The organism is Mediterraneibacter sp. HA8405 (genome assembly GCF_056148955.1).
Genome location: NZ_CM148758.1, coordinates 683,189 through 696,328, shown reverse-complemented (window position 1 = coordinate 696,328; position 13,140 = coordinate 683,189). Strand labels below are relative to the sequence as shown.

Genomic DNA, 13,140 nt, shown 5'->3' with positions numbered 1-13,140 from the left:
TCTCCTACCTTCCTTTCCCGGCCGCTACTTTTTTCAGATAATCCCGGTCCGTTTTTCCGTTTTTATTCAATGGCATGACGCTCATCTGCACCAGACGTGGAGGCACCATATAAAGCGGAAGCTTTTCCTTCAAAGTTCTGCGTACTTCCGAAGACTCCACATCTCCCATATAAAATCCCACAATACGATTTCTCTCCCGGTCAAATATGCAGCAGCTTTTCTGAATATTGTCCACGCTGTTCATAGCGCTTTCAATTTCCTCCAGCTCAATCCGGTGTCCCATGTGTTTGATCTGAAAATCTTTGCGTCCGGCAAATACCAGCTCTCCGGTTTCATCAAAACATCCCATATCACCGGTTTTATATATTCTTGTCTTTTCTTTCCCATTTACAGGATACAGAACAAACCGCTGCGCCGTCTGCTCCGGATTGCGGTAATATCCTTCCGCCAGTGATTCTCCTGCCACGCAGATCTCTCCCTGTTGTCCCGGCGCAGTTATCTGCTGTCCGTCTTCACCCAGAAGAAATACAACTCTTCCGGGGAAGGCGCGCCCTGCAGGGATTTTTTCTTTGTCATCATACCGGCGCTTCACCCGGTAAAATGTACAGTTGCATGTAATTTCCGTAGGACCATACAGATTCACGAATTCGGCGTCAGGAAGGGCATCCTGCCAGATCCGAAGCTGTTTCGGAGGCATTGCCTCCCCGCTGAACATAACTTTGTTCACATACTCCGGCACCCGGTAAGCCAGTCCTTTCAGCGAGGATACAAGCGTCAGCGCGGACACGGCCCAGGTCAGTGTGGTTACTTTCCGATCACACAGATCATCCAGCAGTCTGGGCGGCGTTGAAAAGTATTCTTTCGGAATCAGCGCCAGTTCCGCTCCTGTCATTACTGCCGAATAGATGTCTTTTACCGATACGTCAAAATCAAAAGGCGCCTGGTTGCCAATTACATCAGCCTCTGTTATATGGAAGCACTCCGTAAAATGTCCGATAAACTGAAGTACTGATCTGTGGCTTACGATCACTGCTTTCGGATTCCCTGTCGAACCGGATGTAAACAGTCCGTATAAGGGATCCGCCCTGCGCCCTGCAGAACGAAGCTGTGCAAGCTTTCCCGCGTCCATTTCTGATTTCAGAAGATCTTCTGCCAGAACCGGCTTCAGTTTACCGTCCGCCAGAAGTCCCGTTGTCTCCAGCAGATTTTTTCCGTTTTCATCCACGACAACAGTCTCCGCTTCCAGCGTCCCGAAAATCTTTTGCAGCCGGTCTCCCGGATTGTCGGGATTAACAGGAACGTAAAAGCATCCTGCATACACGGTACCGAACATAGCGGCCAGCGTAACTGCGCTCTTTTCCATGAGAATAGGCACCGGCCGTCCCGCCGGAACCAGACCGGCAAGTCCGCTCCCGATTTTTCGGGCCATTACAGCCAGTTCATGCCATGTCAGCGACATTCTGGTATCAGACACAGCAGTTTTATATTTATACTTCTCTTCTGCCTGCTCAAGGCAGTCAAGAATGCTGTCATATTCTTTTTGTGTGTCATTTTTATTCAAAGTCATTTATTATCACCCCTTACGTCTTTGTTGGATTTAATTGTAAGGGACAGATATTAACATGTCCTGTATAGATTCTTAAGATGATATGTATACATTCTTAAGGTAATATGTATCCGGATTTGTATGATTGAGAAGGGACGCCGGAAGAGACCGGTGGGGTTCCGGAGACCACACTTGCGTTCGGACCGCAGACGAAGCCGGTACGTAAGAGCGCAAAGATTTGAACTGTCAGAAATATAAATGTTTTGAATTTATAGTCACACAGGCCTGTACAAAAACCACAGCAAATTCAATTGTCCCTGGTGTCTCCTGATATGATAAACTGTACTGTAAGAATATATTTATCCAGGCAGCCGGAAATTCCTGCCCCGGCCGCCTGCGTCCTGACAGGAGGGAAATATTATGAATCTTAATATCGGAATTATCGGAACGAATTTTATCAGCAGTGACTTCTGTGAAGCGGCCGCTTCTGTGCCGGAAGCAGAGCTGTATGCCGTTTACTCCCGGAAACAGGAAACCGGTGACAGATTTGCCAAAAAACACGGAATTCCCCGGGTATACACGGATTATGACGCCTTTCTTGATTCCGGCCTGAACGCGGTCTATGTGGCGTCTCCCAACTTTGTTCACTGCGAACAGACTCTGAAGGCGCTGAGGCGCGGAAAGCATGTGCTCTGTGAAAAAGTTATGGCAGTGAATGAAACCCAGGTGCAGTCCATGATTAACTGCGCCCGGGAAAACGGTCTGATCCTTCTGGAAGCCATGCGCCCGGATTTTGATCCGGCATATGATCTGATTGAACAGACTCTGTCCCGGCTGGGCCGGCTGTCCCGCGCCACATTTGAATTCTGCCAGTATTCCAGCCGGTACGACCGTTTTCTTAGCGGAGAAACCGTAAATGCCTTTAACCCGGAACTGTGCAATGCCGCCGTTATGGACATCGGCGTATACTGCATTCACTCTCTGGTGCGTCTGTTCGGAATGCCGGAACAGATCAAAGCCTTTTCCACAAAACTGTCAAACGGATTTGAGGGAAGCGGCACAGTACTGATGCAGTATGACGGCATGACGGCAGAAGCCATTTATTCCAAAACTGCAGTTTCTGTCACGCCCAGTGTAATCCAGGGAGAAAAGGGCTCCCTTCTCATCGACTATGTCAGCCGCCCTGAGACCCTGGAGCTGCGTCTCAGGAAAGGATCCCGGGATCCACTGTCAGGAGGGAGTACAGAAATGCTGCCCTATACACCGGCAGATAACAATATGATTTATGAAATAAGGGAATTTATAAGACTGATTAAAAATAAGGAAGTGAACCATAAGTATCTGCAATATTCTCTGGATACCATTCGGATTATTGACGAAGTAAGACGACAGAACGGGATTGTTTTCCCCGGAGCAAATGAAAAATAACCGGCCGGTTTACAGGAAAAACAAACAGTTAAAAAGGGATGGTTTAAAATATACACACCGAATTTTTGGCAGCTAAAACTTTCTCCATAAAATTCAAATTCCCTGCAGCAGGGAGCAGAATTTCAAAAACCTGCTCTCCGCTGCGGGGAATTTATGATCTCTTTTCCTATTTCTGTCCGCATGGTCTATTCCATCCCCAGTTTGATCTCCAGAATCCTTCTTACCGACTCGTCAATCCGCTCTTCGGTCAGTTCTCCATTTTCCAGAGCAGCCATAACGCCGTCATACGCCGCCTGAAAATCCGCCGGCATGAGAAGCATATCCACCCCCGCGTTCAAAGCCGCCACCGCAGCCTCCCCGGAGGAATACTGTTCCGTTATGGCGCCCATATTCAGAGCGTCTGTTATTACCAGCCCGTCAAAGCCCATATCCTCCCTGAGGAGGTCTGTAACCAACTGCCGGGACAAAGTAGCCGGTGTATTATCCCCGGTCACTTCCGGGCAGGCGATATGGCTGACCATAATGACCCGCAGTCCGTTGTCCGCCCCGTCCTGAAAGGGAACCAGAGCTCCGCTTTTCAGCTCCTCCAGGTTTTCCTCCACATAAACATAGCCCTCATGGGAATCTGCCGTAGTGCCTCCATGTCCGGGAAAATGCTTGTACATGCCGATAATCCCCTGGTCATTCAGCCCTTTCAGCTCTGCCGCCGCCATCCGGGATACCAGCTCCGGATCTGAGCCGAAAGAACGGTATTTCACCACCTCATTTGCCGGATTGGTCAGCACGTCCGCGTCCGGCGCCGCGTCCATATTAAAGCCCAGATCTTTCAGATAGGCTCCGATGATGCTGCCGGTCTCATATGCCTCCTGCGTATTGCCGCCGGCGCCTACTTCACTCATGTTGCCGATCTCCGGCACGCCGAAGGCAGGATTGCTTCCCACTCTTGCTACCTGTCCGCCTTCTTCGTCCACGGACAGGAAAATGGGAAATCCGCTCCGGGCAGACGCGTACTCCTGGGTGTTTTCAAGCATGGTCCGGGTCTGGTCCGGATCCTTCAGATTCTGGGCAAAATAAATCAGACCTCCCACCGGATGTTCTTCCAGAGCCTCTCTGGTACCGTCCCCGGCCTGGATCACTGTCCCCACCCCGGTCAGCGCCTCCGGAGTAATCATAAAAAGCTGGTTTACCTTTTCTTCCAGAGTCATGGAATCCAGTACGCGGTCAATCTTCATTTCCTGCCAGGCCGCTTCCGCCTCCGGGCCGGCCCCCGATACCTCCGCAGCCGCCTGAACACCGGCTTTTGCAAAAGGCACTCCCAGGGGAAGGGGGCCGAAACTCTCTGCCCCGTTCTTCCCGGCCGGACCGGCCAGGAACCAGAATGCGCCTGCTCCCAGAAGAATGCACAGCAGCACTGCCGGAACAGTCCACAGGATCCATCTGCCGCCCTTCTTTTTCTGCTTATTTGCTCTGCCGTATCCGCTGTTTTTTCCGGAATTGTACTGTCTGCGTCTGTAATGCATGTTATTTTTCGGTCCTTTCTTTCTGTCTTTCCTGTTTTTCTTTCTGTCTGCGGTACGCCTGGTATATTCTGGAGCCGGTTATGCCCTTCAGCACATTTGCCGCGCACCGTCTCAGATCTTCTCTTTTAACGGCTCCGCTCTTTACTGCATTTTTCAGCCCGCGGACTGCGCTTCTGCCGCCCGGCATGATCAGATCATTTCCGGACGCCACAGCCCGCGCATGGCTTCCAAGTCCCTTGCCTGTGGCAAGCCAGTCCGTCATCACAAGCCCGTCAAATCCCCATTCGCACCGGAGCACTCCATCCAGCAGCACTTTGCTGTTATTTACATAAGTGCCGTTCACCTTATTATAGCTGGACATGACAGCGCCCGGCCTTCCTTCTTCAACCGCGATCCGGAACGCTCTCAGGTAAATCTCCCGCAGAGCCCGCTCATTCACATTCGCGTTGGTCCGGTTCCGGTTTTCCTCCTGATTGTTACAGCAGAAATGCTTTATGGTGGCAAAGCAGCCCCTTCGGGACTGAACGCCTCTTGTCACTGCCGCGGCTGTCTTTCCCGCAAGCAGCGGATCTTCAGAATAGTATTCAAAATTCCGTCCGCACAGAGGATTCCGGTGTATATTGAGAGCCGGAGCCAGCCAGTATGTCACTCCATAAGCCTCCATCTCTTTTCCCACTGCTTCCCCCACAGTTTCCGCGAGAGGCAGATTCCAGGACTGAGCCAGAGACAGCCCTGCCGGAAATGAGGTGGCAAACTGATAAATACATGGCTGTTTCTCCGGATTTCCCAGGCTGAATCTGGTCAGCACTTTCGGGAAATATTTCATGGCTGACATAGATGGCGCAACACCTTTTACCTTTCCGCTTCTTGTGACTGTGGACATCCGCTGCAAACGGAGTCCGGCAGGCCCGTCCGCCAGACAGACATTTGGGATTCCTTTTCCCAGCAGCCGTCCGGTAGTATAACCTGCTGACCCCGGAGCTTCGAAAAATCTGGGGCCGCCGCCATGTACTCCCGCGCCCACAAGCAGTTCACACAGCTCATCATCATCCAGAGAATCCAGAAGTTTCGAAACTTCCCCTTCGCGAGGAATCTCCGGCAGCACGTACCGGTGCGTCTTCGCCGCAATTTTCTCCGCGCTGACTGCAATCCGCTCCACATCTGTATCCTGTATATCCGCCGTATCATCCAGCTGCGGAGGATCAATCTCTTTTACTTTGCTCATTCCCCTACATACAGACCGGCAGACCTCTGTCACTGCATCCCGATCCAGCGTAAGTACGGCAGCCGGCCATGTATTCCGGCTGGATGTTCCCAGACGCAGCACATAGTCTCCGGCCTCCAGCACATAGCTGGCATCTTCTTCCCGAAAATATGCCAGATCTCTCAGATCAAAATCAAGCTGCAGCTCCATGCTTTCTCCCGGCGCCAGCTCCCGGGTCTTGCCGAATGCGGCCAGTTTCTGATACTCTTTCGGCGCCCCGGTCTGCGGACAGCTTACATAGAGCTGGACCACTTCTTTTCCCGAAAACCGGCTGCCTGTATTGGTCACTTTAACTTTTACCTGTACCGATACGGCACCGTCCGCCTGGCGTACATTCACCTGCTCCTTTTCCACAGAAAAGTCTGTGTAGGAGAGACCATAACCGAAAGGATACCGGGGTTCTACTCCGAAACTGTCAAAATAACGATATCCCACATAAATACCTTCCCGGTAATACTCTTCATCCACATTTCCGTTCAGGTAGCTGTATTCCATTGCGCAGGGAATATCTTCATATTTTCCGGACCATGTATCTGCCGTTTTTCCCGAAGGAGATATCTTTCCGCTGATCAGATCCGCGAACGCCCTGCCGCCTTCCATTCCCTGCTGGGCAAAGAAAACAACGCTGTTAATGCCATGGATTCTGTCCAGGAAACTCATGTCAAAGACTGAGCCTGTATTGATTACTACAATTGTCCTGTCATATCCTCCGGCGCATGTCTTCAGGTTGGCCAGTTCCGCGTCAGACAGAGAATATTCTCTGCCCTCAAGCCTTTTGTCTCCGCCCTCGCCTGCCTGACGCGCAATTACATAAATACATGTATCCGTATCAGAGGCCTGAATATCCGTCTCTGTAACCGGCTGCCCGAAAGGATACTGATAGGGAACACTCATAAAATTCATGATTTCGGAAGGTTTCATCCGCATGATCTTCCGCCGGAACTCTTTCCGGTACGCTTCCTCACCTTCCCGGTACAGTCCGGCATACTCCTCAATCCATTTCTTTGTCGTCACAGTAAATCCGGCCTGCTCCAGACCTTCCAGGATGGTCACTGCATGCCGCTCATTTACCTCACCTGAACCGGTTCCGCCTTTGATCGTCATCCCTGCTCCGGCTCCGTACAGCGCAATTTTCCCGGGAACGAGGGGAAGTGTTCCGTCATTTTCCAGCAGTACGATCCCTTCCAGCGCCGCCCGATAGGAAATCTCTTTGTTTGCTTCTTCCAGAGGCGTTACCCTGTCTGTAAACACCGCTTTATTTCTGATCTTTATTTTCATGGCCGGTTCCTCCTTTTTCTCTTATGCTATTATAAGGCAAACCACACAGATTTTGTAAAAAAATAAAAAAAGTATTGTTTTTTATTCTCATCCTGCTTATTCTATTATAGGAACACAAACGGCAGTCCGGCCGCGCACAGCCCTTCCGGACCGCCAGAAACATATTATAAACAGACGAGGTATACAAAATGAAACCGATTAAAGAAGGAAAAGTACGCGAAATCTATGACAACGGCGACAGCCTGATTCTGGTTGCGACTGACCGGATCAGCTGTTTTGACGTTATCCTGAAAAACATGATTACCAAAAAAGGAACCGTGCTCACACAGATGTCCAAGTTCTGGTTTAACATGACAAAGGATATCCTGCCGAATCATATGATTTCCACAGATGTAAAAGATATGCCGGAATTTTTCCGGAAACCGGAATTTGACGGAAACAGCATGATGTGCAAGAAGCTGAACATGCTTCCCATCGAATGTATTGTCCGCGGATATATTACAGGCAGCGGCTGGGCAAGCTATCAGAAAGACGGCACTGTATGCGGCATCCGCCTGCCGGAAGGGCTCAAAGAATCCGATAAACTGCCGGAACCCATCTATACACCGTCCACAAAGGCTGAGATCGGCGACCACGATGAGAATATTTCCTATGAGCAGAGCATTGCTCATCTTGAAAAGGCATTCCCGGGCAAAGGGGAAGAATACGCTTCCAAGCTCCGCGACTACACCATCGCTCTTTACAAAAAATGCGCGGATTATGCCCTGAGCCGCGGTATCATTATCGCAGATACCAAGTTCGAATTCGGTCTGGACGAAAACGGCAATATCGTGCTGGGCGACGAGATGCTCACACCGGACAGCTCCCGTTTCTGGCCGGCTGACGGATATGAGCCGGGACACGGCCAGCCCTCCTTTGACAAACAGTTTGCCCGCGACTGGCTCAAGGCCAACCCGGACAACGACTGGACGCTTCCGGATGATATCGTGCAGAAGACAATTGATAAATATCTGCAGGGATATGAGATGCTGACAGGAGAGAAACTGCAGTAATACGGTTTCAATTAAAGACAGATTCAGCAGAACCGGTCACTCCAGTCTTTCTAAATGAATACTGACATAAAATCATTCCTGCAGTATATGCAAGAACAGGAAATAGTACTGTCACAGACAGTTTTATGATATTCCACATATCAGCATTATACTGCGGGAATTTTATACTTCAGACAGCAACATTCACTTCTGCCTTCTTTCGGGTAAAAACCACCTGTTCTGTATATTTTTTTAAGCAATTCACAGGGATACTTTTCTATAAAATATCTTATTTTAACATTTCCTCTTTCTTCTCCAGAATCGCCGCAACAGCAGCACATGCCGGACAGTCACAGTATTTTCCGCCTGCGGCCTTAATCTGACGTCCGTGTTCAGCTACACCTTTTGCAGCTTCCTCACCGCCGAATACTTTCGCGCCCATCTCTGACTCCGCAAATGCAATCAGATTGTCTACCGGCATAATGTCAGCTTCCAGCTCCTCAATGTATCTGGCTGTCTCTTCCGGCTCTTTGTCTGTACCGGCAGCATCCAGCCATGCCTGCGCCGCTGCTTTTGCCTCTGCACTGCAGGAATGCGCTGCCATAAGATCCTTTGTTTTTTCAATAACAAAATCACGTACTTCTTTTGTCATAACAAAAACCTTCTTTCTTATAAATTTGTCTCTATTGTATCACAGGATCCAGGATTTTACGATATACTTCCCTTAACCGGAAAAATTATCGGGAAAATATATCAAATCCGGAATTCTGCCGGATTTACTGATGTCATTTTCTTACTGCTGCGGTATAATCCTGAAGAAGGAGGTATCGGCCCCGGTAAACGATCCGTAGAGTTTCCGGAACTTATAAAGTAAAGTCTTCATCGGTTTTAAAAACATTCTAAATATTATATCTTTACAGCAGGAGGTGAACACCATGGATGCAGAAAAATTCGGCGCTTTTATCGCAGTATGCAGGAAAGAAAAAAATATGACACAGGCAGAACTGGCACAGAAACTGAAAGTAACAGATAAAGCGGTAAGCCGCTGGGAAAGAGGAAAAGGATTTCCCGATATCAGTATTCTTGTCCCTCTGTCTGACGCTCTTGATATTTCTCTTCCGGAACTGATGAATTCCGGAAAATCGAGCAAAAGAAACGATAATATTTCTAATATTGATTTAAAATATATGATAACTGATATGGCTGAAATGGATAACAAAAACCGGCAGGACAATCGTATCATTGCATGGACTGCATATCCGGTCGTAATCATAACCGCACTCTGGGCTGTATTATCCGGTCATGCAAGTATTCTCGCGGCATGGATATTCGGCGCCGCCGTCGCTCTTGCCATAACAGGGCTCTGTCTCTTTGCCGTTAATCAGAACGATACTTCCGGCCGCAGAATCTATGGTATATTTATGATTCTCGGAACAGGACTTTCTTTACTGTTTTCATATTTAATGGGATTCAACAGTTCAATCCTGTTGTGTGTGGTATTTATCCTGTTCAGTACCGTAGTGGGAATCGCCATCCGGTAAAACAGAACATCCCTGTTTTCAGGAGCGATTCTGCATCAACACTCCTCTCTTCAGACGAAAGACCACATCCGCCTGATCTGCCAGCTCACCGGAATGGGTCACTACAATCACACACTTATTCATCCTGTGAGCACTGTCTTTGAGTATTTCCGTAATGTCTCTGGCGGTATCTTCGTCCAGACTGCCGGTAGGCTCATCCGCCAGAATAACCGGCGATTCACTGGCCAGGGCCCGGGCGATGGCCACCCTCTGCTGCTGTCCGCCGGAAAGTTTCAGCACATTGCGCCGGGTCTCTTCTTCTGTCAGACCCAGGCGCTCCAGGATCGGCAGGGGCGGCAGTTTTGATGTCAGCGCCACATTCTCCCGGGGCGTCAGATAATCAATCAGATTGTAGCTCTGAAAAATAAAAGCCACATGATTTTTCCGGTGATCGGCAAGTCCCGTTCCGGCAATATCCTGACCTTTATACAGAATCTGTCCGACTCCGGGACTGTCCAGACCTCCCAGCAGAGACAGCAGTGTAGTCTTACCGCATCCGGAAGGACCCAGAATGGCATACAGCTTTCCCTGTTCCATCTGCGCACTGACTCCCTTCAGAATCCGTTTCTTATTATTGTAGGAATATTGAACATTCTTTAGTTCCAAAATACACATGGGTATGATCCTCCTTAATTCATCTTTGTCAGTATTTCTTTCGGCTTCAGCCGCAGAACGGGAATCCCCGCGGCGGTCACAGAGAAAATAATCAGCACAGTTCCGGCGCCGTACACAAACAGAATATCCTGTCCGTTTACCCCGACCTGTATCTGCGTCAGTTCAACGGGATCCTCTGTCTGTTCCGTCTGTTCATTTCCGCTTAGCCGGGCCGCCTCATATTCCGGGGCAGCAGCCTGTTTCAGCAGATATTCCCCGGCGAATCCGGTGATGTTCCTGCTGCAGACAGCCGCAACGGCAAACGCGCAGACCGCGGTCAGGCATACCTCTGCCAGATGCTGAAGCAGTATATTCCATCTGCCGATTCCCATTGCCAGGTAAACACCGGTTTCATGTACCCGGCCCCGCATCCACATAGCAAGGATCAGGATCAGCAGAGCGGCACTGACAGCCGGAACAGCCAGAGACAGGATAACAACGATCTGTTCCAGAGCCTCCAGAGATTTCCTGGCATTTTCATAGTCCACCGCATGCTTCGTAAAAGTACACTGATCCCAGGAAACTCCTTCCAGCTCCCGGATCTGCTGAATAAGCGCATCCAGTTTTTCCGGATCGTCAACCTGAAAATCCGCAGATTCAAAATAAGCATCTCCCCCTTCCGGAAACAGTTCGCAATAACTCTGAACGTCAATAAAAATGGTATTTTCATAAAGCACATGAGAAAGAAGCACCTCATCCTCCTGTGGTTCTGTGCTTTCAAAAATTCCCTTGATCTCTACCTGCACAGACTTACCCGCAATGCCTTCCCCGGTCATTACATCATCTGATACCATCTGTTCGTTCAGACTCAGCAGTATGGTATCGCCGATCTGCAGATCATTTTCCTCCGCCAGCCAGCGATGGATCACTGCCGCATATTTTCCCCCTTCGGTTACAGGACTCCCCTCCTCAATTTCAAATCCCTTTTCTGTAAAAAATTCATCCTTCTCCGTAAACGAATCTGCTACCACTTTTCCCGCATGTTCGAAGCCTTCCACAACCTGAAAGGCGCCCTCTGTCCTGATCTGCAGCGGTGTCCCGTCCTCATGCAGATATTCTGCATAGGAGGCGGAGCGTCCGTTGTATCCTATGATTCCCGGGAGCTGCCGGATTGCCTGCAGCACCTCTCCCGTCAGCTGGCCGCCGGACGCTCCGGCATCTATGGTGAAAGCGCCCTTCAGGGACTGACGTACATTCAAAGCAGCTGTTTTTGTAGCTCTTTGGATAGAAAAACAAATCAAAAGCAACATTCCAATTACCAACAAGAGTAAAAAAAGTAAAAGGGTTTTCCCTTTTTTCCGGACGTTATACAGAACCGCCCGCCTGATCCAGTTCATCCTGTGCCTCCTCTCATTCCATCATGGAAAGAATTTCTCTGGGTTTATATCTGAAAACAGGGATGCAGGAAAGAAGAACCGCCGCTGACAGAATAAGCGCGCCGCCGGCGCATACCCTCGCAAAGTCCCACTCTGATACAGCTGCAGTCCCGGCTGCGATACCTGATTCAAACAGACCGGTAATCCATCCGGCAGACCATCTGCTCGCAAACCACGCCGCGCCAAAAGCGGGAACTGCTGTCAGAGCCGTCTCTGCCATGTGCTGAAGCACCAGCGCTGTTTTCGGAATTCCCATGGCCAGCAGGATGCCTGTCTCCCGCAGACGGCTTTTCAACCAGAAGGAAAGAAACAGAGCCACAACTCCTGCGCTTATCACTATAATAACAATAATCAGAGTCCGGATCAGAATTGTTGTATTTGATATAGAACCTGCGGCGCGCTCGTATACTTCATCATTGACTGTCACATTGAAGTTATTCCAGTTAATGCTGTCAATTTCCTGAACGCTGCGGATAATGCTCTCCAGCTGTTCCGGGTCATCCACATAGAAATCCGCATACTCATACCCCTCCCGCTCAGCTTCATCATCCACCCAGTCTATAAGAGATTTGGTCACACACATAGGCGCAAATATATAATTTTCATAGATATTGTAAGGAGCCATACTGCTCCGGTCTTCCTGTGAGGCAAGAATCCGGAACATTCCTACAATCTCCGCCTCCACACTTTTATCTCCGGCATTTACCGCTCCGGTCACCCAGTCCGGGCGGTAGATCAGCACCCGGTCTCCCAGGGAAAGACCGTGCTTTTCCGCCAGATCCTCACTGATTATAATGCCGTCCTCATCCTGGTCTGTAATGTGCCGTCCCTGCGTAAGCTGGAATGCCTGACTCAGAAAAAGCTCGTCATATTCGGTAAAAAAAGAGCCGATCACATTTGCCTGGTAATCCAGATCCGTGTCATCCCACAGGGACGTATCGTAAATCATCCTGTACGGATTTCCGGACAGATCCGTCAGATTATAATAGCCGATTTCTTTGGCGGTATATCCTTTGATTCCCTCCACTTTCCGGATCTCATCAAGCATGGCGTCCGTCACAAATTCCTGCTGAATCACAGACATACCTCCGCCCATGCTGTTCATACTGCCGGTAGAAAGATTCCGTTCCACCGTAAAACTTGCTCCCGTTGTTCCTCTCAGCTTAGCGGAAGTATTTTCCGAAGCCTCCATTGCAGAGAGACCGCTCAGCACAAATGTAGCCGCAAGAAGCAGTACCGCAAAGAGAAGCAATGTACGCCCTCTGCTCCGCAGAGTATACAGCCCCGCCCGTTTCAGTAAATTCATCGTCTGTAACCTCCTGTATTTGATAGGACGATGATAGAGGAGGAAAGTGGAGCCTTGATGAAGTCCGGAAGTATTTTCGGTGGAGCTGTCTGAACTTTATTCCTTTATACAGGCAGGAAATATTCGCCGTCACCTTTCATATGGTTCACTTTTTTTG

Annotated in this window: 10 protein-coding genes; 3 read left to right on the top strand and 7 right to left on the bottom strand. The window is 49.6% G+C overall.

All coding sequences use genetic code 11. The annotated features are described in order from the left end of the window. Positions 1 to 4: 4 nt before the first annotated feature. Positions 5 to 1,567, bottom strand: coding sequence for an amino acid adenylation domain-containing protein (locus tag AC0QUU_RS03270; RefSeq protein ID WP_474544567.1), 1,563 nt, complete (start codon positions 1,565 to 1,567; stop codon positions 5 to 7). Between the two features lie 399 nt (positions 1,568 to 1,966). On the opposite strand from AC0QUU_RS03270, the gene AC0QUU_RS03265 reads away from it, so the two are divergent. Then, entirely contained in the window at positions 1,967 to 2,974 is a 1,008-nt protein-coding gene (locus AC0QUU_RS03265; RefSeq protein WP_474544566.1) for a Gfo/Idh/MocA family protein, read from the top strand. Positions 2,975 to 3,159: 185 nt separating this feature from the next. On the opposite strand, the gene AC0QUU_RS03260 is transcribed toward AC0QUU_RS03265, so the two are convergent. Both AC0QUU_RS03260 and AC0QUU_RS03255 read right to left on the bottom strand, forming a co-directional pair. Continuing rightward, the gene (locus tag AC0QUU_RS03260) at positions 3,160 to 4,494 is read right to left on the bottom strand and encodes a glycoside hydrolase family 3 protein (protein WP_474544565.1); all 1,335 of its coding nucleotides are present in this window, start codon (positions 4,492 to 4,494) and stop codon (positions 3,160 to 3,162) included. A 1-nt stretch (position 4,495) separates the two neighbouring features. Next, the gene (locus tag AC0QUU_RS03255) at positions 4,496 to 7,036 is read right to left on the bottom strand and encodes a glycoside hydrolase family 3 protein (protein WP_474544564.1); all 2,541 of its coding nucleotides are present in this window, start codon (positions 7,034 to 7,036) and stop codon (positions 4,496 to 4,498) included. 188 nt (positions 7,037 to 7,224) lie between these two features. Between AC0QUU_RS03255 and AC0QUU_RS03250 the strand changes: the two genes are divergently transcribed. Then, positions 7,225 to 8,088 (top strand): phosphoribosylaminoimidazolesuccinocarboxamide synthase, encoded by an 864-nt coding sequence (locus tag AC0QUU_RS03250; RefSeq protein ID WP_474544563.1) that lies wholly within the window; start codon positions 7,225 to 7,227, stop codon positions 8,086 to 8,088. A gap of 268 nt (positions 8,089 to 8,356) precedes the next feature. On the opposite strand, the gene AC0QUU_RS03245 is transcribed toward AC0QUU_RS03250, so the two are convergent. After that, the gene (locus AC0QUU_RS03245; RefSeq protein ID WP_474544562.1) at positions 8,357 to 8,719 is read right to left on the bottom strand and encodes a molecular chaperone Hsp90; all 363 of its coding nucleotides are present in this window, start codon (positions 8,717 to 8,719) and stop codon (positions 8,357 to 8,359) included. A gap of 283 nt (positions 8,720 to 9,002) precedes the next feature. Here AC0QUU_RS03245 and AC0QUU_RS03240 point away from each other — a divergent pair, with 283 nt between their 5' ends. Beyond that, entirely contained in the window at positions 9,003 to 9,608 is a 606-nt protein-coding gene (locus AC0QUU_RS03240; protein WP_474544561.1) for a helix-turn-helix domain-containing protein, read from the top strand. 18 nt (positions 9,609 to 9,626) lie between these two features. Here AC0QUU_RS03240 and AC0QUU_RS03235 read toward each other — a convergent pair whose 3' ends face one another. From AC0QUU_RS03235 to AC0QUU_RS03225, 3 genes are all read right to left on the bottom strand, one after another. After that, a complete protein-coding gene (locus AC0QUU_RS03235; protein WP_474544560.1) occupies positions 9,627 to 10,262 on the bottom strand; it encodes an ATP-binding cassette domain-containing protein in 636 nt (211 codons plus the stop codon). 14 nt (positions 10,263 to 10,276) lie between these two features. After that, positions 10,277 to 11,500, bottom strand: a complete 1,224-nt coding sequence (locus AC0QUU_RS03230) for an ABC transporter permease (RefSeq protein WP_474544559.1) — start codon at positions 11,498 to 11,500, stop codon at positions 10,277 to 10,279. A gap of 151 nt (positions 11,501 to 11,651) precedes the next feature. Then, on the bottom strand, positions 11,652 to 12,983 hold the full coding sequence (locus AC0QUU_RS03225) for an ABC transporter permease (protein WP_474544558.1): 1,332 nt from the start codon (positions 12,981 to 12,983) through the stop codon (positions 11,652 to 11,654). Positions 12,984 to 13,140: the final 157 nt, after the last annotated feature.

Bases quoted from the DNA above. Each gene is read 5' to 3' on its own strand.
- AC0QUU_RS03270 (WP_474544567.1), bottom strand. From the start codon at position 1,567: ATGACTTTGAATAAAAATGACACACAAAAAGAATATGACAGCATTCTT.
- AC0QUU_RS03265 (WP_474544566.1), top strand. From the start codon at position 1,967: ATGAATCTTAATATCGGAATTATCGGAACGAATTTTATCAGCAGTGAC.
- AC0QUU_RS03260 (WP_474544565.1), bottom strand. From the start codon at position 4,494: ATGCATTACAGACGCAGACAGTACAATTCCGGAAAAAACAGCGGATAC.
- AC0QUU_RS03255 (WP_474544564.1), bottom strand. From the start codon at position 7,036: ATGAAAATAAAGATCAGAAATAAAGCGGTGTTTACAGACAGGGTAACG.
- AC0QUU_RS03250 (WP_474544563.1), top strand. From the start codon at position 7,225: ATGAAACCGATTAAAGAAGGAAAAGTACGCGAAATCTATGACAACGGC.
- AC0QUU_RS03245 (WP_474544562.1), bottom strand. From the start codon at position 8,719: ATGACAAAAGAAGTACGTGATTTTGTTATTGAAAAAACAAAGGATCTT.
- AC0QUU_RS03240 (WP_474544561.1), top strand. From the start codon at position 9,003: ATGGATGCAGAAAAATTCGGCGCTTTTATCGCAGTATGCAGGAAAGAA.
- AC0QUU_RS03235 (WP_474544560.1), bottom strand. From the start codon at position 10,262: ATGTGTATTTTGGAACTAAAGAATGTTCAATATTCCTACAATAATAAG.
- AC0QUU_RS03225 (WP_474544558.1), bottom strand. From the start codon at position 12,983: ATGAATTTACTGAAACGGGCGGGGCTGTATACTCTGCGGAGCAGAGGG.